Below are 24320 nucleotides of genomic sequence, written 5' to 3' on the forward strand. Positions count from 1 at the left end.
CTCCTTCTCACACATACCCATCACCCTTTTCAAACAAAAGTAGTAATTAGTATATGCATCTATTAGTAAAATTATCACATTTCCCGCATGACTAATCCACCTTGGAAGATATCGTTAACTTATCTGTTGAATACCTCTATTCCCACTTAAACACATAACTAGCCAGAGCAAATCCGCCAACGAGCCACGCTCCAAGAATCAGCGTCTCCGTTCCAAGCTCCAAAAACGGCGTCCCGAGATTCATCGTCCCCCGCAGGGCGGAACTGAGGTGAGCGATCGGCAGCACCTTCACGATGGGCTGGATGATATCCGGCATATTGTTGATCGGGAAAAACACACCGCCAAGAAACAGCATCGGAAACGTCACGAAACCCGCAATCGGCCCTGCACTTTCCGGATTCTTCGCCATACCCGCAATGATAAAGCCGAGGGACATGAACGCCAGGGTTCCAAGGATGATGAAGAATATCATCGCAATCCACGAGCCGGCTACGTTAATGTCAAAAATAAGGTCGGCAATCAGTACGACAAGGAGGGCCTGCGTTCCGTTCAGCATAAGGCGCGCTGTGATCTGGGCTGCAATGAAGGTGGAAGCCTTCAGCCTCGTCCCCTGCATGCGTCGGAGGATGCCCCGTTCGCGCCAGGCAGAAATTTGACCCGCCACGCCGTTCATATTATTGCTCATGATCATCATGGCCACGATCCCCGGTACAAGGAAATCGACATAGCGTATGTTCAATGCCTCGATCCCGACTTTCTCGACCGTCACGACGGGCTTATAGTCGACGAGGTCCTTGCTGTATTGATCGATGATACCATTCACCACAGTCAGTCCCAGTTCCGCCGTCGTCAGGTTCTTCTCATTATAGTAAACAGGAATCGAAAACGCCTCGTCCCTGTCCTTCACGTTATCCCCGTATCCTTTCGGGATTTCGATCAGAAGCTGGATATCACCGTTTTTTACTGCTTTTTTTCCCGTTTTGACGCTATCAAATTTAGCTGTTTCAATTCCCTCATTTTTATTGAATAAGTTCTTTAAATCCTTTGAGGCATCGGTTTGATCACTGTCGATCATCCCCACCGTCAGGGAAACCGAGTTCCCTCCGCCTGCGAATGAACCGAGGGCCACCATCAGGATGACCGGGAAGAGCAGGGTAAAGAACAATACTTGTTTATTTCGTGCAAATATCCGTAACTGTGCCAGTGTCAGCTGCCAATACGCTCTCATGATTCCCGCAGCCTCCTTCCTGTCATATGAATGAAGACATCCTCTAATGTCGCTTGACGCGTCTGAAGGTCCTCGATTTTTAAGTCATGCTCGGTCGATAACGTGATCAAGGAAGTCAACGCCCTTTGCAGCTCATCGGTGTAAAGCTGTACGAATGTATCCTTGATGGCGACTTCTTCGACTCCCTCCATCTTCATGAACCACTCCTGTTCGGGAGGATTGTCCAAATGGAATTCGATCGTACTGGTCGACTGCAGCGTTTTCACAAGATTTCCTGGTGTATCGAGGGCGATGAGTTCCCCCTGATCCATGATGCCGATCCGGTCACAAAGCACGTGGGCTTCATCCATATAGTGAGTCGACAGGATCACCGTCTTCCCCCGCTCCTTCAAACGAAGCACAATGTCCCACAGCGTCCTGCGCGCCTGGGGATCCAGTCCTGTCGTCGGTTCATCGAGGAACACGATATTCGGATCATGGATCAATGCAAGGGCAATCGCCAGTCTCTGCTTCTGCCCGCCGGATAACCCCTTGATCCGGTCCTTCCGCTTCTCCGTCAGCAGCATATCCTCGATCAATTGATCAATGTCCACATTTTTAGGATAAAAGCTCGCATATAAATGAAGGATCTCCTCCACCTTGAGCAGTTCAAACAGCGAAGTCGACTGGAGCTGGACCCCGATCACTTCCTTCACCTTATTCACATCTTTTCTAACGTCAAAGCCGGCTAAGCTTGCCGTCCCCGCGTCAGGCTTCCGGAGTCCCACGAGCATCTCGATCGTCGTCGTCTTCCCGGCCCCGTTCGGCCCGAGCAATCCGAAGATCTCCCCCTTCTCCACCTGAAAGCGGACGCCCTTCACCGCCGTAAAGGAACCATACCTTTTCACTAACTCTTTTACATCCACCATGATTTCCGACATAACGAACCTCCTTCTAAAAAAACGTAACCGCCCATAAATGAGCGGTCCAATCCTTGTTGTTTATACGCGATGATGATCTGTACGCCAATTCTGCACTGCTTTTTTAATGTCATTGGGTGTTAAGTTTTCCACCATTGTCCGTTCGACCAACGCAGGGAACTCTTCATTCGGTGCGAATCGGAGGGCAATGATTTGCTTCAGGGATAACCTGCCATCCAGCTCATTCCCTGTGAGACGGTAGTAACGGAAATTCTCTTCCGTTCGGATCACACGGTCCTGTACCTGAAGGGCATACGTCCGGAGCCTTACTCCTACCAGGATCAACGTGATGACAACCAGGAGTACGATAAAGCTGAGCAGCGTCTCAGTCCCTACATTCTTGACGAAAAATATAATCGTCAAAATCAGCGTGATAAGGGATAGCAGGGCAATCCCTACATGAAACACCGGATCGATCTTACTGTGATTTTCATAGTTTTGCTGTTTCATATGTACCTCCTGAGGGTTATAGGTTCATTATATACCAGATGGCTGCGGGAAAGGACCACCTGTTAAAAAACATATTCGGCAACGTCTCGGGGTATGCGGGCACAATGTGATGTCTTTTCCGGAATGATTATCTATATTTTTCCATATCTTGTATGGTACGATAGTATCAGATATGTCAACGTTTGGAAGTTCACCTGCTTTTCCTAATAAAAAGGAGGTTGTGCTGATGGTTTGGTTATTCGTCCTGATCCCCATTTCGTTCATGGTCGGAGTCGTCATCGTGGGCAGTATCAAGGAAACTTATTTCTCCCAAGGGTACCTTAAAGGTGATTGTTATGATACCTATAGGGGTGAGGGGTATGATGCTCATTGCCGTGGTGAGTCCAATCATTTGAAGTACTTAGTAGGCGGACGGTAGTGATAAAATGGTTACTTTTGGGCTGTGATCAGGCCCTTTTTTTGTTTCATTCTTCGCGACGCCTCAATCCCCACTTTCGTGCACCGAACGCATAAATAATTATCATCAATAACCCTGCCACCATGGCAATCAGTAAGCCCACGAACCCGATCAGACCTGCCCATCCAACAGTCGTCACTTGAAATAGAAAGGCATAACAAATCCCACCCACTATCATCGCAAGTGGAACATTATAAGGAAAAAGCCTCTTCCATCCTAGAATCAGGAGAAGGGTAATGCACCCCAGAATCAAAGCAAAAATGGTCTCTGGCTGTTCCCACTGAACCTGGAATCTTGATTGTCCCTCTGCTTCTTGTTCCGGTGTCATGTTCTTCAAATTGGTGAGGGTTCTCCCTGCAGAAACAAGACCAGCTAATGTCAGCACCCCAAACAAGGTCCAGTTTATCGTCTGCACTTCTTTTCTTCCATTCATCAAATCCCCTCCTTATTATGATGTCGGAATGGGAGGTCCCGAAGACATAACTCCGCCTCGCCTATATGTTCCATCTGTGATTCAGACATTCTCTTCAGGTTTTCATCTTCCATCAACTGAGACACCATCGCTGCTTTTTCAAAAAAGCCTTTGGAAAGTTCATTCTCTGATTGATCCCGATACACCCTCCCCATTTGAAAATATAACTCTCCCATACCGAAGAGGATTCTATTTTCACGGCACTCCCTGATTCCGTTTTGAGCAAACAGAAGTGATTTCCCCAACTCTCCATTCAAATACAAGGCACGTGAATAGTTGTAATACACCTTGATTAATAGTTCTTTATCCCGGATGACAGGCAGCCGATGAAGGTAAGTAAGGATGTCTTTATACATGGAAATCGCTTCATTCAACTCCTTTCGTTCAGTATGTATATTCGCCTTCGTTAAATAGATTTCGATTTCTTTCTCGGAGTGACTCTTTAAAGTGGTATGCCCCATGGATAGTGCCTCATCCAGAAGCATTATGGCCCGATGGAAGTCACCGTGAATTTTATAAAAATAGATCGCTTCATACCAAAGCAGCTGCTGCCTGTTCTTCCCCTGTATAAAAAGAGGGTTTCTCCGCTCATGATTGACCAATTCTTTAAGCTGTTCATAATTCTTCTTCTTTAAGGACTCGCTTAATTGCAGGAGAACCTCCTGAACATAGTCCATGCGGGGAACATAGACTCTTTCAAGGAAATAATTCATATCCACCCCCAGCCTCATGGATAGTCGATACAAAAGGTCCGCCGACGGAGAAAGATCGCCGCTTTCAATCCTGCTTATAAACGATTGACTGCAGATATCCCTGCAAAGTTCCCGCTGGGATATCCCAAAATGCTTTCGCAGTTCCTTGATCTGGACCCCAATGCTGTTTTCCTGCACCTACCTTCACCTCCAAACCAATGACTCTCTTCTTCATTCGGCTATCGATATAGAAATCCCTCCCAAAACACAAAAAAGCATCCGGATCTGGATGCTGCTGTTCAATCTTTCATCGAAGCCCTGGCTTTATTTATTTTATACTCCGAGACCTGCACGATCCCAATGGAATCCTCTTCCCCGTCACACCCCTGTAATGAGATGAATCCGCTCCTTTCTTCAATTCCTTCGCAGACCGCACTTCTCTTTTCTTCTCCGGTAACGGTCTTTACTACATAGTTCACTTTATTTCCATCGTACGTTATTTCATTCACACTTACCTGGTTGTTGAAAAAGTTGGATACCGTCACTTCAGACTCTTTCTTCTCCTGTACCCCATCTACAAACATCAGTAGTTTGTCCAGATTGGTTACTTCCCCTTCCTCATCGACCAGCGTGTCACCATTGTCCGTCGCTTCCTTCACGGTGTATGCATCTGCCTGTTCTGAATTCGAACACCCTGCAAAGAGTAAAGAACCTGTCAGGAACATAAAAGCCATTTTTTGCACGATTTCCCCATCCCCTATCACATTCATTATGTTGAGTATAATTGATTTGGAAAATAGGTGGAAACCCCGTTTCATGAGATTCCTTCCCATTTTTCTTGACGTGAGCTTCAATTTCCAAGCGATTTCGTCGAAAATTATGAAGATAGTAATAAAACAGAAGCACCCGACCACTGCCGGATGCCTCTCATTACTTCAACTCATTAATCTCTCCAGTCAACTCAATAAACTTCCTGTCAAGCTCTGCATAGCCCTCATCCTCATGTCTCATAAAACTAAGACGCCCCAGCACTTCCTGCCTCTCCGTCTCAAGTTTCATCCTCTGCTCCTCTTTGTCATCCCTTTCAGATGCCGGCTCATCCAGCTCCTTTTTGATGGTCCCTTTTCTGATCACAAGCTTGATGTCCGTCGTTTTCTCAAGAAAATAACGGTCATGGGAGACGATGATCAGAGTTCCGCTGTACTGTGAGAGGGTCTCTTCCAGCTGTTCACGTGAAGCGAGATCCAAGTGGTTCGTCGGTTCATCCAGAATTAAGACATCCCTTTCCTCCATGATATATTTCATCAGCTTGATCTTCACCCGTTCCCCCATGCTCATATTCCGGATCGGTTCCTGCCAATGAGCTGTCTGAAACCCAAGATGCTTCATTAAGGTTTGGACTCTTCCTCTTTCCGCGAATGTTTCTTTATGGAACAGCTCTCCCGGTGTCTCGTCGAGAGGCAGATCGAATACTTCCTGGGTCAGGTAACCGATCCTGGCAGACGGTGACATCCATACATCCCCTTCTGCCGACTCCGCTCCCAGGATGATCTTCAGCAGTGTCGTTTTCCCGCTTCCATTCGGTCCCGTGACCGCAACCTTTTCCCCATGCTGGATCGTAAAGTGAACATTTCCGAATAAGGTCCGTCCCTCAAAGGATTTTTTGAGATTTTTCACTTCGAGGAATCTCTTCCCTGTTTTGTGGTTCTTCTGGATGGAGAATCGGACGGTATGCTCTTCTTCGACCGCTTCCACCTTTGTTCTTTCAAGCTCTTTTTCCAGTCGTTTTTGCTTGGATTTGACCTGGGTGTCCATGCGTTTTGCCTTGACGCGGTAATGTTCTTTGTACCCTTCCTGTTTCGTGGACTGGGCATGGGCTCTTTCGGACCACGAGGTGAGCTCCTTCATCTGGCTCTCGATCCGCTCCACCATTTTCTGCTGCTTTTCATACTCCCGCTGCTGCGTCAGCCTCCGCTGCTTTCGGGCTTCCATGTAACTGGAATAATTCCCTTTATGCTCAATGAGCTTCTTTCCTTCGATGGACCAGATCTTCGTCACAGCCTCATCCAGGAAAAAACGGTCATGGGAGACGAGAATGATGGTACCTTTGTAGTCCCTGATATGGTTGGTTAGGGATTTCAGGCTTTCTTGATCAAGGTGATTCGTCGGCTCATCCAATAACAGCACGTCAGCCTTTTGAGAGAAACCTTTAGCAAGCCTCGCCTTCAGCTTTTCACCCCCGCTCAGCTGCCGAAAATCATGGTTTGGCACCTGCCATTTCTCAAGCAATTTACTCTCAGAAGGGGTCATTCCTTCAGAGGAATGGGTTTCCGTTTCCTGTTCCACCATGGAAATCGTCAAATCATGATGAAGCCACCGGATCCCTCCCTCCGTCGGCGTTCTGTCACCGGCGATTAATTGGAGAAGCGTCGACTTCCCGGCACCGTTATTCCCGATGATCCCGATGACCTCCCCTTCCTGCACGCTGGCATTCACCTCTTCAAATATCTTCTCTTCCATCATTTCATAGCTTATATTCAATAATTTCATAATTTCTCTCATACTATCTTCCCCTCTCTTAAAAAAGGGAGAACAAAAAATCCTCCCACTGGTTCTGGAAGGATTAGCACTGCGCGCACAAAGTAAGCTATGAATGAACAATAGCTAAAAACATGTATAAAAATGGGCAGACTAATCCTATTTAGGTTGATTTGAAATATGGAATTTCAAACGTCTCGAAAATAAGATTAGTTCTTCATCGTCCACCCATCACTCCTGTCATATTTAGTAAATTTACTATACCATGAAAACCTCCGTGGGTGCAAAACCATTTTAGATTCGTATTAGATGGAAAATAAGTGGTAAGATAAGCGAAAGAACTAATTTTTCAGTAAATCCTGGGATTTTACATTATGGATAGGAGCGCTTCATGTGGAATCAATTTGGTTGGAATACGGTTGGACTTTATTAGTCCTCATCGGCCTCGAAGGTTTATTATCAGCAGATAACGCCCTTGTCCTGGCCGTGATTGCGAAACATTTATCCGAAGAAGAGAAGAAGAAAGCCATCAAATATGGAATCTTCCTGGCATTCGCCTTCCGGTTTGTGGCCCTCTTTGCCATTTCCTTCATCGCAAACGTCTGGCAGATTCAGGCGGTTGGGGCAGCCTATCTGCTTTATTTGGGACTTAAACATGTCATCAAAGCGAAGTTTGGGAAGGATAACGAGAAGAATCAGGAGGAAACGGAAGAAGAAGCAGCCGGCAAAGGATTCTGGCCGACGGTTGGGAAAATCGCCCTGGCAGACCTTGCTTTTGCCATTGATTCCATCCTTGCCGCTGTCGCCCTTGCCCTTGGCCTGCCTGATTCACCACTGGGAGATTTCGGCGGCATGGACGGGGGACAATTCATCGTGGTCGTCCTTGGCGGGATCGCAGGATTGATCCTCATTAAATACGCAGCCACCTGGTTCGTTCAACTCCTGGAAAAACGGCCTGCACTCGAAACAACGGCTTATGCCATCGTCGCCTGGGTCGGTGTGAAGCTTGCGGTCATCACCCTTGCCCATGAAGATATCGGGGTACTGGATCATGATTTTCCTCATAGCACACTGTGGACCTTGATTTTCTACGGCGTTCTCGTTGGGATTGCTCTTCTTGGATGGTTTGCGCCTGGAAATAAAACATCTCACAAAAAAGACGTCCTGTGAACCAATCACAGGACGTCTTTTTCAAATTATACCCCAGGGAACCAGCCAGGAGTATTCACAATCGCATTCCATAACGGATCAGGAACGACCAATTCTTTCTGCTTTCCTTTGTCGATCTCCGTCACGATTTCATCTTCTTTTCCTTCTGTGATTTTCTTCAGCCAATCAGGATCGATGATGAGTTCGCGGCCAAGAGCCAGTAACGGGACGCCTGACGCGAACGCTTTATGGGCATCGTCTGCAGAGTAAATCGAACCTACCCCGATCAGAGGTGTACGGTCGCCGATCGTTTCCAGCAGATAGTCCATTCTTGTTTTGTCCAAGTCCTCCACGCCTTTTCTCGGCTTTGAGAAGAAATCGAAAAGGGAGACGTGAAGATAATCAAGATCCTTGTCTGCAAGGGCATCGACAAGGGTAAGGGTCTCACCCATCGTGAATCCATTCTCTTCAGGCTCTTCTGGCGAAAAACGGTATCCGACAAGGAACGATGGATCCGCATGCTCAGCGACCACACTCTTCACTTTATCCACAATAGCAAGTGGGAAGGTCATACGATTTTCAAGGCTGCCGCCAAAACGGTCTTGTCTCTGGTTTGTCATCGGTGAAAAGAACTGATGAATCAGATACCCATTTGCCCCGTGAATCTCGACACCATCATACCCTGCCTCAATCGCGCGACGTGTCGTCTCACCGAATGCTTCGATGATATTCTCGATCTCTGCTTCAGATAAGCCTCTCGCTTTTTTCTCACCATTTTCACCCATGACGTCACTGGCACTGACAACATCCCCATCAGGAACGAGATCCGGTGGGCATTGTACACCTCCGTGGAAAATCTGGAGAACGGCTTTTGCCCCCTGATCCTTGATTCCTTTCGCCAAACGTTCAAGGCTTGGGATCATTTCATCGGAATCCGCGCCGAATTCACCAGGGAATCCTTTTCCATCAGGCGTTACATAGGTGCAGGCTGTGATGACCATGCTCACATCTTTCGAACGTCTTGCATAATAGGTAACCTCAGCATCCGTGACGTTTCCATCCTCATCCGAAGAAAAATTCGTCATCGGTGCCATGATGATCCGGTTCTTCAATTCGACTCCATTTTTAAATGTATAGGGAGATACCAACTCTTTATATTTGCTGTTCATGATTTTGCCTCCTTGTTGTTGTTCAAGGGAAATATTAATAGAAGAAGGGCTTTTTGAACAGACATCTGCTTGGGGGATGGTTTTGGATATGGTGGTTTCCTTATACTAAAAGAACGGTCCGTCCTCGTCCCACCACCATTCGTCAATTTCTTCACCCTCAAGTGCCTTTGCTTTCCGCCTATGAGCTTCTTTTTCTTTTCTGATTTCATCCTGCTTGAGCAACTGCTTATATTGCACGTCAATAGGATATCCCAATAATTCGAGTTCTACCACCGCGGCAAGTTTATTCACACCAAAATGTTTGGCATATCCGTGAACAAGGTTTTTGCCATCATATTTCGGGATCCAGTGTGGTGCAGCCTGCAGCCTGCTCTGCCGGTTCATTCTTTTATGCCGGGGTGTTGATGTGTGTCGTTTTTTCTTCATTTTCTACCGCAGCACTGCTTATATTTCTTCCCACTTCCACAAGGGCAAGCATCATTGCGCCCAACCTTTTTGCTTCTGCTATGTAAATCTGTATCGTTGGAAGAGGCTCCATGATTCATCACATTTACAGGCTGTTCAGTTTCTGCCTTCAGCCTTATTTCAATCGGAGTGTACCCCTTCAATGCCCAAAGACGGGTATTATTCCATACATTCACAACGCGATCAGTCAGTTGCTCAAATACATCCTTCGATGGAATTTCCAGAATAGACTGGATGTAGTCCATAAGATCCCCCAAGGTATACTCTTGATTGATCATTGTAACCACTTTATGCGCTATTTCAATCAGGTGGTCATCTTCTAAGTCATAGAAGTGATCGAGGAACGCAAGGAAGTCGATCATTTCCGGAGTAGCATCGAAATGGTGTTCCTTCCCTGCCTCCATGATCTGCTTTTTGGAGAAAGGGTAATAGTCGATATGATTTCTATCCTTTAGCTTTTCTTCATACATCACTCTGGTATCTTTATATTGGTAATTTGAGGAAAAACTGATTCTGTCGTAATATTCCATAGACTCATGGATGACAGAAGAGTATTCCCGGATATCCAGTGGGTCATTCGCGAGTCTTTCAATGGTTTCAATCCGTGCTTTGCTACTCATGACCCCATAATAATAATGAAGACCGTTTGTAAACAGAATCCATTCCGTATTTCTCTTGATGATTTTCCGGAGGTCAGGACCGTCAAGTTTTCGGAAACAATCCTGTAACTCCTGAGGTACCACCAATGCTCTTTGTCCGTTATGACAGCTTCCAAACACAAGGCATCCAGTCATAAGGCTTTTCAATTTTCTAGTAGAGAAATCTTGATCCACCATTAAAAAACCATCTGATTGCACGATTCTTTTCAGTAAATCATATCTTTCCTGGTCCAACCGGTGAAGCATCTTCTGGAAAGAATGAGGAACCAGGATGGAAACCTCCAAAGCCATATCAGCTTTTTTCAGTGCGCTCATTCCTTGGAATTCATAGGCTTTACGAATCGAGTCTACTTCATCCTTCTTGAGAGTATTCAGAACTTCTATTAATGTAGCTCCCGGATCGATATTCTTCCAAATTTCATGTGCTCGTTTCTCATCCATTTTGCGCTGCATCTCCATCATCCCCTGCAAACCTCTTAACAGCGCATCCCTTGTCTTTTTATCTGTCTTCTTCACCTGTATCCCCCTGCCTTTCATTCGATTTTATATCAAGGTCCACCACAATTTAAAAAAGAGAATCCCCCTATGACAGAGGGACACCCTTTTACTTCAGAACTATATTTTTATTTCAGTACCAGCTTCGCGACAACCTCTACATGCGCAGTCTGCGGGAACATATCCACTGGCTGCAAATAGTCCACCCGGTACTGTTTCTTCAAATAGTCGATATCCTTCGCAAGGGTCGACGGGTTGCACGATACGTACACGAACGTCTTCGGCTTCACTTCTTTCAGCGTATCCAGAAGCTTGTTGTCGCAGCCGGTCCTCGGCGGATCAACCACGACGACATCGGGACGCCAGCCTTCGTTTTTCCATTTTGGCATAAGGGTTTCGGCACCGCCGACGAAGTATTCAGCATGACTCACACCGAATTTCTCCGCATTCTTCTTCGCGTCATCGATCCCTTCTTTGATCACATCCATACCTCGGATTTCTTTCGCTCCGTTTGCCAGCCATAGTCCGATGGTACCGACACCACAGTAAGCATCGACGACTTTTTCTTCACCAGTAAGGGCCGCTGCTTTCTTCGCTTCGTTATACAGCTTGCTCGTCTGAATCGGATTCAGCTGGAAGAAGGCACGTGCGGACAGTTCATAGGTGAACTCTTCCAGACGTTCTTCAATGCTTTCTTTTCCGGACAGATGGATCGTTTCGTCCCCAAATACGAGCGCCGTTTTCTGTGGATTGATATTTTGAGCTATGGAAACCACTTCAGGAAGACGTTTCTGGATTTCCGAAATCAGCAATTCCTTCCGAGGGATTTTTTTCTCGGACGTGACTAGGACGACCTGAACTTCCCCTGTTTCGAAGCCGACACGCGTCACGATCGTTTTCAGGATCGGCTTTTTCTTTTCATCATCAAAAACAGGGATGTTGAAGTCGTTGATGATCCGCTTGATTTCGTTGGTCACTTTATTCGTAAGCGGGTGCTGCACGATGCACTCATCGATGTCGATCAGCTTGTTGGAATTCATGCTGTATAAGCCTGCAATGGCTTTGCCGTTTTGCGTACCGACCTGGAACTGGCTTTTGTTCCGGTAGTGCCACGGGTTGTCCATTCCGATCGTCGTACGGATATCCATGTCTTCAAGCTTGAGCTTTGTATGGCGCTCGAGTGATTGAAGAAGGATATCGCGTTTTGCGTCAAGCTGTCCTTCATAGTATAGATGTTGAAGCTGACAGCCTCCGCACTGCTCATAGACCGGGCATGGTGCTTTCACACGCAGTGGTGACTTTTTCCGGATCTTTTTGATGCGGGCTTCGGTGAATTTCGGGTGGACCTTGGTCACTTCCACGACCACTTCTTCCCCTGCAAGAGCTCCAGGTACGAAGACGATCTTACGCTTAAAGAAACCGACTCCTTCCCCGTTGATGCCGATTTTCTTTATGGTCAGAGGAAACTGTTGTTTCAGCTCGATTTTCACGTCATTATGTTGTGGTTTTTTTGCGTATTGTTTTTTCATTGGTTCACGTCCGTTCTATTCGATACTTCTCCATAAATACAGTGATGCATAGCTTAAATAAGGATGCCAGGCCGCGCTGAATTCATCCAGCTCGTCCATGGTCGGCTTCTGTTCCATCTGGAATAATTTTTTGATGGCGTTTTGGATGCCGATGTCCGCTTTCGGGAAAAGGTTCGGCCTTCCGAGCCCGAATAAGAGGAAGCTCTGTGCCGTCCAGGGTCCGATGCCGCGGATCTTCGTGAGCTCCTTGATGACCTCTTCGTCCGTTTGCTCCGCCAGTTGATTCAGGTCGAGGTCGCCGGTTGACACCTTCTCACCAATTCCGATCACATACTCCGCTTTTCGCTGACTGAACTGGAGCTCCCTGAGTTCTTCCACTGTGAGTCCCGCTACTTTTTCCGGTGAAGGATAGAACCAGACTCCATCCTTTTCCCAGCCGTATGTGGTGACGAATCGATGGGTCAGGGTGAAGGCGAACTTCAGATTCAGCTGCTGATGGATGATGCTTTTGACAATGGTGGCGAAGGGATCAAACTCCAGGACAAGAGGTGTTCCGACATGCTCCTCAAAGATCGGTTTCAGGTCGGTTTCCAGGAAATGCGTGTGCATGTCGTGGAGACCCGTTTGCCATTGGAAGATGTCTGAGATGCGTTTTTGCTTCGCATCCAGATTCTCTTCATTTTCAAACGTGATAATGAATTCTGGCTCCTCCGTTGTTCCCGTTGCCTGGATCTCGATGACCTCACCCTTTTCCCCGCCGTGATAATACGGGACCTTCACGCTTCGATTCTCCTGATCCACTGCACTCAACGGATCAAGCGCCAGCCTGTCCAGCACCCGGTCGAAATCATACGGACCTTCAATCTTAACATTCCTGCATGCCATACTCCTCACCCTTCCGCACAAAACTTGTATGTGTATTATAGCACATGCGTAGTGTAACGCATCAAGAAGAGGGACGGACCTTCATTCCTAGGACCAAGTCCTAGGAATGAAGGTCCGTCCCTCTCTTATTTCATCATCGGATGCTCATCGAGGCTTTTGAAAGTGTAGCCCCGTTTTTTGAGGTCCTGGATGGCTTTTTCGAGTGCGTCTGCATTGTCTTTGGAGACGGAGTGCAGGAGGATGATGGCACCGGGATGAGCCTGGGCCATGATGTTGTCATAGGAATACTTCCATCCTTTTTGCTGGTCAGTCTTCCAGTCGATGAAGGCAAGGGACCAGAAGACGTGGGTGTAGCCTTCTTCTTTCGCGATTTGAAGTGTACGTTCAGAGAAGACGCCCCTAGGCGGACGAAGATACTTCATTTCCTTTTGCCCGGTCAGTTCTTTCGTTTTCACCTTCACTTTTTGAAGCTCTTCCCGGATCTTCTGATCAGAGCTTGCAGTGAAGTCCGGATGATGCCACGAATGGTTCCCGATGATATGTCCCTCTTTCACCATCCGCTTGACGAGATCCTCGGCACTGAGCAAATAGTGACCGGTGACGAAGAAGGTGGCCGGTACTTTCTCCTGCTTCAGCACATTGAGAATCTTTTCCGTATAGCCGTTTTCATATCCGTTGTCGAATGTGACATAAAGCACCTTTTTATCCGGTGAGCCTTTATAGAAGGCATCGTACTTATCGAGAAGCTCGTCATAGGCAGCGCCTGCTTCCGGCTGCACTTCATTTTGACTCTTTTTGAAACCCCAGCCGATCGGATTATTGGATACTGCATAAGCCTCGGCAGGGATGAGCAATACTAAGATTGCCGCTATGGTGAACACTTTTAGTGATTTTCGCAAAATTGAACCCTTCTTTCCCTTGCGTTTCCCTTAGTTTTTGAGAACGGGAAGGATTCATGTGTACTAATAGTATCCATAAATGGGTGTTCATGTTCTGGACCGAAGCTGGACGGTGCATTTTTGCGCTTTGTTGAGGCACTTCATCACATTGCGTTGTATTCACTTATCCGGTTAAACCAGAGGTCCGTCCCTCTATTCAAAAAACGTCTGATACTTGGTTGCCATTTCGGTCAGTTTGCCTTCGTGTTCTTCGATGAAGGTGGAGACGGTTTTTCTGTCCCAGATTTCGTCGCCTTTCGGGAAATCGCTGAATTCTTTGGATAAACCTGCGACCATTTTATCCCTGGAGACCGATACCATGGATTCATCGACGGTGAAGTGATACTCTTTCGCATTCGGGACAAGAAGCGTCAAATAAATGGCGTTGTAGTAAAAGTTTTTCCGATTGACGTTGGTGCCGTCAAACCAGTATTCATTCAAATCGCTTTCAGACAGCTTCCCTTCTTTCTCATAGCCATATGTGACCCTCACCATTTCACCGGAAAGATCGATTTCCTTGATCGTTTCGCCACCCGGCAGCTCTTGCAGGATCGCCTGCACTTTCGAGTTATCTCCTACGTATGTTCCGCTATTTTCTTTTAACGTATTCACACTTACATCTTCAATCGAGGTGATATCCGCTTCTTTTTCAGGATTGGCCGCACATCCCGTTAAAAGTACCATCAAAGTAAGTATCAACATACCGAATAATTTATTAAAAATCATACTCGCCCTCCAGCTCCTGTTTGTATGTTATACGAATGAGTGCTCTTTAAAGTTTCATCCTGATTTTAACATAAATAACCAATAAAAAAACCACCCCGCAGCACGTACGGGATGGTCCCAATTTCTTATTTGAAAACCTTTTCTTTGAACTGAGCCAGTTTTTCCAGAGAAGATTTGTCGACTTCTTCATGCAGGCTGTTTCCATGTGAATCCATCGTCACAACCGCCGTGAAGCCTTCCACGTTCAGATGCCACATCGCTTCCGGAATACCGAACTGCATCAGGTCCACTCCGTCTACACCTTTGATACAATCAGCGTAATACTGAGCGGCTCCACCGATGGCATTCAAGTACACACCGCCGTGATCTTTCAGGGCAGCAAGGGTTTTCGGTCCCATCCCGCCTTTACCGATGACGGCACGGATGCCGAAGCGCTTCATGATATCTCCTTGATAAGGCTCCTCGCGGATGGATGTCGTCGGACCGGCGGCTTTCACGTGCCAGTTTCCTTCATCGTCCTTCAGCATCACGGGGCCACAGTGATAGATGATCTGACCGTCGAGATCAACCGGCGCATCGTTTTCGCTCAAATGCTTGTGGATCGCGTCACGGCCCGTGTACATGCGGCCGTTGATATGAACGACGTCTCCCACTTTCAGTTCACGGATTTTCTCTTCGGTGATCGGGGCTTCAAGAACCACAACGTTTGGCTGTTCACCAGAAGTTGCCGCTGCCGTTTCAAGCTCGGCCTCTGAGCCTTGAGTCAAATCGATTTTGTCGCCTTCCTGATAGAACCACTCATCGACTCCACCGGTTGCAGGATCCAGCTTCACGCCTAAACGACGGAACGCCCAGCAGTTATACGCAACCGATACGAAGAAGCTTGCTGGAATACGATTCATCACGCCAACCTTACAACCAAGAAGCGTCGTTTCCCCACCGAATCCCATCGTACCAATTCCAAGTTCGTTCGCATGGTCCATCACATACTCTTCCAGTTTACGAAGATCTTCATTCGGATTTACGTCCTCCACAGAACGGAATAATTGTTCTTTTGCAAGATCATAACCGGAAGAACGATCTCCGCCGATCCCGACACCGATGAATCCGGCGCTGCAGCCCTGCCCCTGTGCCTGGTACACAGAATGCATCACGCATTTGCGGATTCCGTCAAGGTCACGTCCGGCACGGCCAAGTCCTTCAAGCTCACAAGGGAGACTGTACTGGATGTTTTTATTTTCACAACCGCCACCCTTTAAAATCAGGCGCGCATCGATATAATCCTTTTCCCACTGCTCGAACTTGATGACAGGCGTCCCAAGACCAAGGTTGTCCCCTGAGTTTGCCCCAGTCAATGAATCAACGGAATTCGGACGAAGCTTTCCGTCCTTTGTCGCCTGTACCATGGCAGCATAGATCGCTTCCTTGATCTCAAGCTGATTCACGCCAACCGGTGTTTTTATTTTAAATGTAGGAAGACCTGTATCCTGACAAATCGGGGATACATTGTCATCCGCCATCTTTACGTTGTTCGAAATCGTGTCCAGACTCATCGCCGCACGGGTCCCTGCGTTCTCACGGGCTTTCGCCGAGCGGATCGCACGTCGCACGTCCTTAGGCAGATTCGTGGACGTCTCCACAATCAAATCGTACATACTTTGCTGTAATGTCTCTTTATTCATCGTTCTCCCCCTCTAAAGATCTCAATAACAGTCGTAATTTTCATACATCATTATACTCCTATAAGAATAAGATTGAAAGGGATTTCACAAGGGAATTTCCTTCTCGAAATAACACGAAACCTCGTCTTCTTCCATATAAGTAAACCCGTTATTTTTATAAAAATTGATGGCGTCCGCCCACTGTTTGTTTGTTTCGAGAATGAGTCGTTGTGCACCGAGGGAGTGCGCTTTTCCCTCCAAATAGTTGAGCATGATGCGACCGAGTCCCCGTTTTCTGTAGGAGGCCAGCACCGACATGCGCACGATCTGGTATGTATCCTCTGTTTCTTTTCTGATTGCACCCGTACAAATGATGCGATCCTTTTCCTTCCCGACAAAAAAGTGATGCTTCGTACCGTCATACTCAAGTGATATGTCGTGGATATCCGGGTTCAGCGTGTGATCGATGAATCCGAAACGTTCGAGGAATCCGGACAAAATCACGTTCTTCGCCTGCTCGCTTTGGTGTTTTTCGATGGGTGAGATGATCAATGGGGTGTCGCTCCTTTAATAGTTGGTTTTGTATTAAGGTTTGACGTTTCAGCGGGGAATTCCTGCTTGTGGATTCGAAGGGCATGTGTGAGAGGGGGATATCGGGACCATCCTAAAAAACGACAAATTCCGCACAAGGCACCGAGCAACCGCCTCCCCCAAGGTCCGTCCCTCAAAAAAATAAGAGCCCCATCCAGGACTCCTACTCACTCTTCTTAAATTGTTCGCATTTCACTTCTATGTCATCGATCATGGCGATCAGGCGATCGATATCGTCAATGTCCGCTTGTTCCGGGTCGATCGAATCCAGTACGTCGACGAACAGGTTCAGGCGTTGTTTCAAATAGCTTACTTGTGAGTCTTTATCATTGATAGCTTTACCCAAGAGTTCTCTCTCCTTTCAATACGTTTACTATGGTAACCAATAACTTTCCGATTGACAAGGGCATACCCTTTCTCAATAATGGATAGATGACCTGATCATAAAGGAGTTTTTACAAAATGAAAACTGAAACTCTCACCAAGAAAATGTCGATAGACCACGATCCTTGGGAGGCTTATTTAGATGTGGATGAACATGGCGACATTACGCTTTCGAATATCGAGTTCACCACCACAACGCTTTGCAATATGAGATGCGAGCACTGCGCCGTCGGTTACACGCTGTCACCGAAGGACCCGAGTGCCCTGCCCATTGAACTGATCCTGCAGAAACTTGACGAAATCAAAACGCTCCGTTCCCTTAGTATTACCGGCGGAGAGCCGATGATGTCCAAGAAATCCGTTGAAAATTACGTTCTGCCATTACTTAAGTATGCACATTCCAGAGGTGTACATACCCAGATCAACTCGAACTTGACCCTGGATCTTGACCGCTATTTGATGATCGCCCCGTACCTCGATGTCCTGCACATCTCCCACAACTGGGGAACGATCGACGAATTCATCGATGTCGGTTTTGCCAATATGGAACGGAAGCCAACGAGGGAGCAGCGCCGGAAGCTGTTTGACCGCATGATCGAAAACAGCCGTGCGCTTTCAGAACGCGGGGTTCTTGTATCCGCGGAAACCATGTTAAATAAAAACACATTGCCTTATTTAGAAAAAATCCATCGTCAGGTAGTCGATGAAATGAAGTGCGGCCGTCACGAAATTCACCCTATGTACCCTTCCGACTTCGCTTCTAGCCTTGAGACTCTTTCATTGGAAGAAACACGTGCAGCGATCCGGGATATTCTAAGGTTCCGCGATGAAAATGTGTGGATGCTATTCGGCACTCTGCCATTTTATCCATGCAGCTCTTCACAGGAAGACTTGGACTTTCTGAAGGAGCTTTATTCTGCGAAAAAAGTGAGCGTGAGAAATGATCCAGACGGCCGTTCCCGTCTGAACGTGAATATTTTCACCGGCGATGTCATCGTCACCGACTTCGGGGACACCCCGCCACTCGGGAATATCACCAAAGATACACTCCCTGATATTTTCGAAAAGTGGAAGAATCAGCCTCTTGCGAAAGAATTGAACTGCCACTGTCCCATGGCCCGCTGTCTTGGACCAAACGTACTCGTGAAGTCCATGTATTACAAGGATGTAGACTTTTCGAAGCGTGAAGCGAAGATTTCCCGATAAAATGAAGGTGAAAGCTCAAATCTATTATGGATTTGGGCTTTTTTTGGACACACAAAAAAACACCACGGATATTCATCCGAAGTGCTTTTTACCCTATGGGGTTGCGGTCATTTTTTGGGGTGGTGATTTTTTCGAGTGCCGGGTCCATGACGTTGTATTTTTGTTTCTTGATTTCTGCATAGATTCTGGCTCTTCTGGCGCCGAACCATACGCGAAGTGTGATGAATGCCACCAGCAGCCCGCCGAATAGTAACAGATACTCCATATTATCCCTCCTTCAATTCAGAATATTCTAATTATTATAACATATGCACAGAAATAATAAAAGAGTGAAATAAGGTTTTACCCGATTTCACTCTTCTTTAAACCTTTATCTAGGAGATTCGCTTGCCATGAATCCGAAGTGGACGTGATCCTGAACCGGAATCCAGGCTCCGACTCCTTGAGAGGTCACATTTTTCACGACGATGGAGCGTTTCGTCCCTTTCATAACGAGGAATACTTCCCCATAGGTTACTTTCCCTTTTTCGTTGATGGCTGGTGCATAAGCATAGAGGTAGCCCAGTCGTTTAGGGGAGATGTTGTACACTTGATCCTTTTTTGTCCCTGCCCCCACGATGGTTTGGAAGGCGAGTGGCAATTTTGATTTATCCATGGCTTTGATGAGCATCATTTTTTCCACATCATCTGCATGGGGAACCTTTGCCGTAAGCCCACCCTTTACGACCTTTTGTGCTTCCTGGACGTAATGAATTTGATAGTTGGATTTCCCTCCGCGGTTATCAAAGTAATTCGTGTTGACCTTTTGATACTCCCAGTTCGGGGAGGTTTCCGTTGATGCATAGTTCAGCGGCCATTCCCCAAGATAAATGGTGGCTCGAAGTCCGATCGTCGGTGCTTTATTGACCGTGGACTCGTTCAGCATGCGGATCAGGTTCGGGTTTTCGATCCTCACATTGGAAGTTTCAATTAGCTCCTGACTCCATTCGCTCGGTTGCAGATATGGCTGATCCTGTGTAGAATTTGGATACGTATTTTCCTTGGCGATATTCAGTACTGAGTTCGGAATTTTTACGCTCGAATCCTGAGTTGCCTCCGGAGCCTTCTCCGTTTTTGGCTTTGTTTCCTTTTTAGGACTGTTTTGGGCATGAATCCCTGTAGTTGCAACGAAAAATGCGAGTATGACCATAAGAGCAGTGCGCATTAGTTTCATGTAGTTGATACTCCTTTCAAGCATATAAGGGTTTGCCGTTAGTTTTTCCTAGAAGGTGCAGCTTATCCAAAAAACTTCATTAGAAAGAATATTTAAAAAATTCACATTTTATCTTATACTAGCATTATTGAAGCGGGAACGTCCGAGCTTTTCCTACAAAGCAAATCGGCGTTTCCGATCATTCCTGTATTCCCTAAAAAAAGCCATGGAATCTCCTAAGATTCCATGGCTTTTTTAATCGTCATCCATTTTTTTCGAAGAACATACAAGAATCGTGCAACCCGGGTGGGAAACGATCCTCTTCCCTTTCCAAAAGATGAATGCCCTGATCGTGATGCAATCGGTCATTCCGTGTTTTGGGGTGATGTCTGCTGAATAATTCCCGTCTTCATCCGGGATCGCAGGATTCGGTTTGATGATGCTTTTCAAATGTTCTTCCAATACTTCAAAGTATACTTCGATCTGTTTCATATCTTCACACTGTACTTTCCCCGTGAGGCAGCCTCCCCTGCAGCTTACAATCACCGGAACCTCCAGGGTTACAACCGGATTCACGAGATCCTTGGATTCGATAGAGATTTTTTCAGGTCCTGCAGGAATACTTTCATCTTCTTCACTTGAAGTCACTGTGAAGTCACTATTTGTATTTTCATGAGCTTTTTTTTCAAGAAGCGGACGCATCCATTCACCTTCACCGTCGTCCCGGGCACCGCTGTCACACTCACCATCGCCGCTACTTTCTTCAGAGCAGTCGATTGGTTCCATTTCATCCCGGTCGTCCTTTGGATGAGGGCATGTGCAGTGAATGTTGATGATTTTCTTTTCTACGATTATTTCCTTACCCTCGATCAAGGCAGTTGCCTGGACCACAGCTTTTCCAGATACATGTGAATCCGGGGTAAGCACTGCTTCATATTCCCCTTTTGCATTCGTTTTAATTTTATCGGGGGTGATGCTAGCAACTTCCGGGGTGACGTTCAGCTCGATCCCCACATTGGCGACTGGCCTTCCATTACAGGTGAATTTCCCGGTAATCGCAGCTCCTTCGCATTCTACACAATCCGGTACGCATAATGTCAGCTTTGGCTTTTCGCATTTGAGGCATCCTGCGTAGACGAACACCATTTCCGATACCGCTTTTCCATCTACCACAGCCGTCGCCGTAAATGGCACCTCCCTGAATGGGGTATTCGGAGGAACGAAGGCAAGGGTTGAAAATTCCCCGTTCTCATCAGTAGTAACAACAGAAGGCTTAAAGGTCAGCACTGGACTTGAAAATGAGACCTCTTTATTCGCCAATGGAAATCCTTCACAGGAAAGACAGCCTGAAATGATCCCCTTACAATTCAGCTTTTTGTTCTCTTTGATATGAATCTTTGGATGCTTGCATCGGCAATCGATGGTGACCTCCCGGGACGCGACGACCTGCTCCCCATAGACGGTTGCCGTTGCTTTAATCATAATCGTTTCATGGACTCCGAGTCGTGGGCAGAGCTCGGTGACACATCTTCCTTCTTCATCGGTAAATGCCGGATTCGGATCGATCTCCACTGCATCGGGCTCAGAAGCCGTGACCGTAAACGAAATCCTGGCATTCTTTATAGGTGCCCCGTCGCATGTCAGCCTTCCCGTCAATTTCGTTCCATGACATGTGACGGTCTCACATGGGACTTCAAGGGTCAACTTAGGATTACGGCACTTTTTGCATCCTGCTATGACGGTATCCGTGGCACTGATGGTCTTCCCATCAATCACGGCTGTCGCTGTATAGGAAGCGGTTTGAAACGGTGTCCCTTTCTTCACTGTGACAACAGATGAAAATCTTCCGTTCTCATCCGTAACGGGGTTCGGTGTCTGGAACATCAGGATGGATGAACCTGACAATGTGACCGGTACATTTGCCTGCGGGATTCCGTCACATGTGACTTGGCCTGAAATGGTTGAGCGGCAGTCGATTTTCTTCAACTTGTTTAGCTTGATGGACGGGTTCTTGCATTTCACACATCTCACAGCCACTTCCCTCGTTTTCGACACGACCTTTAATCCCCCGATTTTCGTCACGGCCGTGATTCGGATCGTTTCATCCACATCGGGAAACGGAACCAGTGTTGCCGTGTATCTTCCGTCACTCTGTGTAATCGCGGGATTAGGGGTGATGACGACCCGGTTGGAGGCGGATTCGATGATAAATGATATGGCTGCATTCCTTATTGCCTGGCCGTCACATACAAGTCTTCCCATGATTTGTGTGCCCTTGCACCCGACCGGACAAGGAATCTTGTCGAGCGTCAACACTGGATTTTTACATAGAATACAATCTACTCTTACATAAATCGTATCACTGATGGTCTTTCCAATTACGATGGCCGTTGCCGTTATCGAAACGTTCGGGGTAATTGGTGTCCCGGGGGGCACGGTCACCCTCGTCGAAAACCGGCCCGTGTTGTCCGTGACCGGTGTGGAATTCTCAAAGACCAGACCCGGAAACGAGGAGCTAAGCGTGACCGTCACACCTTGCAGGGGCTGATAATCACACAGGACCCTTCCGCTGATGATGCCTTCACAGCTGATGATGCCGATATCATCGAGTTGAATGGTTGGATTCGTGCATCCTTCAAAAGGGAAAATCCCTGGACATCCTCTCGGAGGTAAATCAATTTTACAATCAATGACTTTACCGTTCATCGGTTTTTTCTTTTTTCTCACACTACTCATTCCTTTGCACAAAAACTCTCCTGTTATCTTATTCAAGAATGAGTAGGCGGTTCTCACGGAAATGATTTTCCCGCAAAAAGACCCGGCAGAAAGTCTGCCGGGTCTTACCGTGACAACTATAATAAATAAAATCCGATTCCCATGATGAAGTAAGCGGCAAGAAGGGTCAATCCTTCAAACCAATTCGTTTCACCATCATTTGAGATGATCACAGTGAGCAGGACCGCTGACACCATGGCCACAAGTTCCGGTAATGTAAAAACGAGTGACATGCTTTTTTCAAAGAATAATGAAACCAGCACGAGCACTGGTGCGACGAACATGGCAACCTGCAGGGTGGACCCTACAGCAATCTCCACAGCGACATCCATCTTGTTTTTATACGCCATGATCACGGCTGAAGCATGCTCCGCCGCATTTCCTACGATCGCTACGATGATAACCCCGATAAAGAGCTCGCTCCAACCGAAGGCTTCCCCTACTTCTTCAAAAGTATGGACAAGGCGCTCCGATACATAAGCGACGGCAACGGTCGAGAGAGCGAGGATAAGTAAAGCTTTCCCCTTGCTCCATTCAGGTTCCTCATCATGATCGTGACCTCCTTCGCTGTTCTCGCTCTGATACACACCGCGGTGTGTCACAAGCTTAAAGAACAAGGCGAATAAATAAAGGAGAATCAAGATGACCGAAATCCCGATAGAAAGGCTCATCGTCCTCCCTTCATTCATTTCCATTGAGAACACTTCCGGAATGACAAAGGCGACGATGATGGCGAACATGAGGAGCCCTGAATTGTGGCGGGCATCGAACACATTGAACTTCTGACGCTTGAACTTCACGCCTCCGACAAAGAAGGACAATCCTGCAACCAGGAGAAGATTCCCAAGGACAGACCCGGTCAGCGAGGCCAAAACCACGCCGATCAATCCCGCTTTCAAGGCAAAAATAGAAATGATCAGTTCCACTGCGTTCCCGAATGTGGCATTCAGAAGTCCACCGATACGGGGACCCGACACAACGGCCAGGCTTTCCGTCGCCCTTCCCATAAACGCCGCCAGGGCAATGATTGTGACGCAATAAATGACGAACATAATGACACTTGGCCAATGAAGCAAAGAACCGATCACAGAAACCGGAACCCCTGCAAATACAAGCAGCGTAAATACTTTATTCACGTTTATGATCCATCCTTTTTTAAGAAATTTGGTTAAAACAGTCCTGTTTAGACACATTATAGATAGAACCTGATTAGGAGGAATATCCATGGCACAAACCTTAAAAGATAAAATAACAGAGCTGTTTTCCCATCATAAAATCGGCACCCTTGCCACCATCCGTGACAACAAGCCGTACTCACGATTTATGATGTTCGATCACGACGATCTTACTCTGTATACGGCAACCAACGAACATGCCCACAAGGCAGAAGACATTGCAGAAAACCCTCACGTGCACATCCTTCTCGGCTGTGACCGTGATTCCGATCATGAACATTATGTAGAAATCGAAGCAGAGGCGACCGTCGAAGAATCTCCGGAGCTGAAAGCGAAATTCTGGAAAGAGGAGCTCAAACACTGGATCGCAAGCCCCGATGATCCCGAATACCTGCTCCTCAAACTCACACCCAAAACCATCCTCTACTACTCAAAACCCGGCAGCGAACCCCAGGAGCTGTAGGGACTTCTTGAGGGACGGACCTTCAAATGGCCAGACGCATGCACGCGTTCTTTCCATTTAGA

Annotated in this window: 25 protein-coding genes; 4 read left to right on the forward strand and 21 right to left on the reverse strand. The window is 47.0% G+C overall.

The window, feature by feature from the left end:
• Positions 1–136: 136 nt before the first annotated feature.
• Genes AM506_RS04830 through AM506_RS04840 form a run of 3 tightly spaced genes read right to left on the reverse strand, consistent with a single transcriptional unit; the run spans position 137 to position 2637 of the window.
• Complete coding sequence (locus tag AM506_RS04830; protein ID WP_060671366.1) at positions 137–1228, reverse strand: ABC transporter permease; 1092 nt, start codon at positions 1226–1228, stop codon at positions 137–139.
• Positions 1225–2148: an ABC transporter ATP-binding protein gene (locus AM506_RS04835; protein WP_060671367.1), complete on the reverse strand. Its 924-nt coding sequence runs from the start codon at positions 2146–2148 to the stop codon at positions 1225–1227. Before AM506_RS04835 ends, AM506_RS04830 begins: the two co-directional genes overlap by 4 nt.
• Positions 2149–2208: 60 nt before the next feature.
• Entirely contained in the window at positions 2209–2637 is a 429-nt protein-coding gene (locus AM506_RS04840) for a DUF6526 family protein (RefSeq protein WP_060671368.1), read from the reverse strand.
• 226 nt (positions 2638–2863) lie between these two features.
• On the opposite strand from AM506_RS04840, the gene AM506_RS04845 reads away from it, so the two are divergent.
• Positions 2864–3055: a hypothetical protein gene (locus AM506_RS04845; RefSeq protein WP_060671369.1), complete on the forward strand. Its 192-nt coding sequence runs from the start codon at positions 2864–2866 to the stop codon at positions 3053–3055.
• Positions 3056–3101: 46 nt separating this feature from the next.
• On the opposite strand, the gene AM506_RS04850 is transcribed toward AM506_RS04845, so the two are convergent.
• The 4 genes from AM506_RS04850 to abc-f form a co-directional block, all read right to left on the reverse strand.
• The gene (locus tag AM506_RS04850; RefSeq protein ID WP_060671370.1) at positions 3102–3527 is read right to left on the reverse strand and encodes a hypothetical protein; all 426 of its coding nucleotides are present in this window, start codon (positions 3525–3527) and stop codon (positions 3102–3104) included.
• Positions 3527–4456: a helix-turn-helix domain-containing protein gene (locus AM506_RS04855; RefSeq protein ID WP_082386240.1), complete on the reverse strand. Its 930-nt coding sequence runs from the start codon at positions 4454–4456 to the stop codon at positions 3527–3529. The genes AM506_RS04850 and AM506_RS04855 overlap by 1 nt, the downstream gene beginning before the upstream one ends.
• Positions 4457–4557: 101 nt before the next feature.
• A complete protein-coding gene (locus AM506_RS04860) occupies positions 4558–5001 on the reverse strand; it encodes a hypothetical protein (RefSeq protein ID WP_152968528.1) in 444 nt (147 codons plus the stop codon).
• 187 nt (positions 5002–5188) lie between these two features.
• The gene (gene abc-f, locus AM506_RS04865; RefSeq protein WP_060671373.1) at positions 5189–6820 is read right to left on the reverse strand and encodes a ribosomal protection-like ABC-F family protein; all 1632 of its coding nucleotides are present in this window, start codon (positions 6818–6820) and stop codon (positions 5189–5191) included.
• A gap of 369 nt (positions 6821–7189) precedes the next feature.
• On the opposite strand from abc-f, the gene AM506_RS04870 reads away from it, so the two are divergent.
• Entirely contained in the window at positions 7190–7966 is a 777-nt protein-coding gene (locus tag AM506_RS04870) for a TerC family protein (protein WP_060671374.1), read from the forward strand.
• Between the two features lie 26 nt (positions 7967–7992).
• On the opposite strand, the gene AM506_RS04875 is transcribed toward AM506_RS04870, so the two are convergent.
• From AM506_RS04875 to AM506_RS04920, 10 genes are all read right to left on the reverse strand, one after another.
• Complete coding sequence (locus tag AM506_RS04875) at positions 7993–9114, reverse strand: NADH-dependent flavin oxidoreductase (protein WP_060671375.1); 1122 nt, start codon at positions 9112–9114, stop codon at positions 7993–7995.
• A 105-nt stretch (positions 9115–9219) separates the two neighbouring features.
• The gene (locus AM506_RS04880) at positions 9220–9540 is read right to left on the reverse strand and encodes a hypothetical protein (protein WP_060671376.1); all 321 of its coding nucleotides are present in this window, start codon (positions 9538–9540) and stop codon (positions 9220–9222) included.
• Positions 9537–10754, reverse strand: coding sequence for a YecA family protein (locus AM506_RS04885; protein ID WP_060671377.1), 1218 nt, complete (start codon positions 10752–10754; stop codon positions 9537–9539). The genes AM506_RS04880 and AM506_RS04885 overlap by 4 nt, the downstream gene beginning before the upstream one ends.
• 107 nt (positions 10755–10861) lie before the next feature.
• Positions 10862–12262, reverse strand: coding sequence for a 23S rRNA (uracil(1939)-C(5))-methyltransferase RlmD (gene rlmD / locus AM506_RS04890; RefSeq protein WP_060671378.1), 1401 nt, complete (start codon positions 12260–12262; stop codon positions 10862–10864).
• Between the two features lie 15 nt (positions 12263–12277).
• Positions 12278–13147, reverse strand: coding sequence for a DNA-3-methyladenine glycosylase family protein (locus tag AM506_RS04895; protein WP_060671379.1), 870 nt, complete (start codon positions 13145–13147; stop codon positions 12278–12280).
• A gap of 125 nt (positions 13148–13272) precedes the next feature.
• A complete protein-coding gene (gene pdaA / locus AM506_RS04900) occupies positions 13273–14028 on the reverse strand; it encodes a delta-lactam-biosynthetic de-N-acetylase (RefSeq protein ID WP_440480340.1) in 756 nt (251 codons plus the stop codon).
• A gap of 210 nt (positions 14029–14238) precedes the next feature.
• On the reverse strand, positions 14239–14811 hold the full coding sequence (locus tag AM506_RS04905; RefSeq protein ID WP_060671381.1) for a DUF4825 domain-containing protein: 573 nt from the start codon (positions 14809–14811) through the stop codon (positions 14239–14241).
• 125 nt (positions 14812–14936) lie between these two features.
• Entirely contained in the window at positions 14937–16493 is a 1557-nt protein-coding gene (locus AM506_RS04910; RefSeq protein WP_060671382.1) for a fumarate hydratase, read from the reverse strand.
• Positions 16494–16577: 84 nt separating this feature from the next.
• A complete protein-coding gene (locus AM506_RS04915; protein ID WP_060671383.1) occupies positions 16578–17024 on the reverse strand; it encodes a GNAT family N-acetyltransferase in 447 nt (148 codons plus the stop codon).
• A 202-nt stretch (positions 17025–17226) separates the two neighbouring features.
• The gene (locus AM506_RS04920; protein WP_034761313.1) at positions 17227–17409 is read right to left on the reverse strand and encodes an SE1561 family protein; all 183 of its coding nucleotides are present in this window, start codon (positions 17407–17409) and stop codon (positions 17227–17229) included.
• Between the two features lie 116 nt (positions 17410–17525).
• On the opposite strand from AM506_RS04920, the gene yfkAB reads away from it, so the two are divergent.
• Positions 17526–18653, forward strand: coding sequence for a radical SAM/CxCxxxxC motif protein YfkAB (gene yfkAB / locus AM506_RS04925; RefSeq protein WP_060671384.1), 1128 nt, complete (start codon positions 17526–17528; stop codon positions 18651–18653).
• Positions 18654–18741: 88 nt separating this feature from the next.
• On the opposite strand, the gene AM506_RS22655 is transcribed toward yfkAB, so the two are convergent.
• The 4 genes from AM506_RS22655 to cax all read right to left on the reverse strand — a co-directional run bounded on the left by AM506_RS22655 (position 18742) and on the right by cax (position 23756).
• Positions 18742–18918, reverse strand: coding sequence for a hypothetical protein (locus AM506_RS22655; protein ID WP_160316847.1), 177 nt, complete (start codon positions 18916–18918; stop codon positions 18742–18744).
• A gap of 105 nt (positions 18919–19023) precedes the next feature.
• A complete protein-coding gene (locus tag AM506_RS04930) occupies positions 19024–19866 on the reverse strand; it encodes a YfkD famly protein (RefSeq protein WP_060671385.1) in 843 nt (280 codons plus the stop codon).
• 234 nt (positions 19867–20100) lie between these two features.
• Complete coding sequence (locus AM506_RS04935) at positions 20101–22572, reverse strand: hypothetical protein (protein ID WP_152968530.1); 2472 nt, start codon at positions 22570–22572, stop codon at positions 20101–20103.
• A 125-nt stretch (positions 22573–22697) separates the two neighbouring features.
• Complete coding sequence (gene cax / locus AM506_RS04940) at positions 22698–23756, reverse strand: calcium/proton exchanger (protein WP_235576042.1); 1059 nt, start codon at positions 23754–23756, stop codon at positions 22698–22700.
• Between the two features lie 88 nt (positions 23757–23844).
• Here cax and AM506_RS04945 point away from each other — a divergent pair, with 88 nt between their 5' ends.
• A complete protein-coding gene (locus tag AM506_RS04945; RefSeq protein WP_060671388.1) occupies positions 23845–24258 on the forward strand; it encodes a pyridoxamine 5'-phosphate oxidase family protein in 414 nt (137 codons plus the stop codon).
• Positions 24259–24320: the final 62 nt, after the last annotated feature.

It is taken from the genome of Rossellomorea vietnamensis (assembly GCF_001305855.1).
Lineage (GTDB): Bacteria > Bacillota > Bacilli > Bacillales > Bacillaceae_B > Rossellomorea > Rossellomorea vietnamensis_A.

Excerpts from the sequence above, each read along its gene's own strand:
- AM506_RS04830 (WP_060671366.1), bottom strand. The coding sequence starts at position 1,228 with ATGAGAGCGTATTGGCAGCTGACACTGGCACAGTTACGGATATTTGCA.
- AM506_RS04835 (WP_060671367.1), bottom strand. The coding sequence starts at position 2,148 with ATGTCGGAAATCATGGTGGATGTAAAAGAGTTAGTGAAAAGGTATGGT.
- AM506_RS04840 (WP_060671368.1), bottom strand. The coding sequence starts at position 2,637 with ATGAAACAGCAAAACTATGAAAATCACAGTAAGATCGATCCGGTGTTT.
- AM506_RS04845 (WP_060671369.1), top strand. The coding sequence starts at position 2,864 with ATGGTTTGGTTATTCGTCCTGATCCCCATTTCGTTCATGGTCGGAGTC.
- AM506_RS04850 (WP_060671370.1), bottom strand. The coding sequence starts at position 3,527 with ATGAATGGAAGAAAAGAAGTGCAGACGATAAACTGGACCTTGTTTGGG.
- abc-f (WP_060671373.1), bottom strand. The coding sequence starts at position 6,820 with ATGAGAGAAATTATGAAATTATTGAATATAAGCTATGAAATGATGGAA.
- AM506_RS04875 (WP_060671375.1), bottom strand. The coding sequence starts at position 9,114 with ATGAACAGCAAATATAAAGAGTTGGTATCTCCCTATACATTTAAAAAT.
- AM506_RS04880 (WP_060671376.1), bottom strand. The coding sequence starts at position 9,540 with ATGAAGAAAAAACGACACACATCAACACCCCGGCATAAAAGAATGAAC.
- rlmD (WP_060671378.1), bottom strand. The coding sequence starts at position 12,262 with ATGAAAAAACAATACGCAAAAAAACCACAACATAATGACGTGAAAATC.
- AM506_RS04895 (WP_060671379.1), bottom strand. The coding sequence starts at position 13,147 with ATGGCATGCAGGAATGTTAAGATTGAAGGTCCGTATGATTTCGACCGG.
- AM506_RS04905 (WP_060671381.1), bottom strand. The coding sequence starts at position 14,811 with ATGATTTTTAATAAATTATTCGGTATGTTGATACTTACTTTGATGGTA.
- AM506_RS04910 (WP_060671382.1), bottom strand. The coding sequence starts at position 16,493 with ATGAATAAAGAGACATTACAGCAAAGTATGTACGATTTGATTGTGGAG.
- yfkAB (WP_060671384.1), top strand. The coding sequence starts at position 17,526 with ATGAAAACTGAAACTCTCACCAAGAAAATGTCGATAGACCACGATCCT.
- AM506_RS22655 (WP_160316847.1), bottom strand. The coding sequence starts at position 18,918 with ATGGAGTATCTGTTACTATTCGGCGGGCTGCTGGTGGCATTCATCACA.
- AM506_RS04930 (WP_060671385.1), bottom strand. The coding sequence starts at position 19,866 with ATGAAACTAATGCGCACTGCTCTTATGGTCATACTCGCATTTTTCGTT.
- AM506_RS04945 (WP_060671388.1), top strand. The coding sequence starts at position 23,845 with ATGGCACAAACCTTAAAAGATAAAATAACAGAGCTGTTTTCCCATCAT.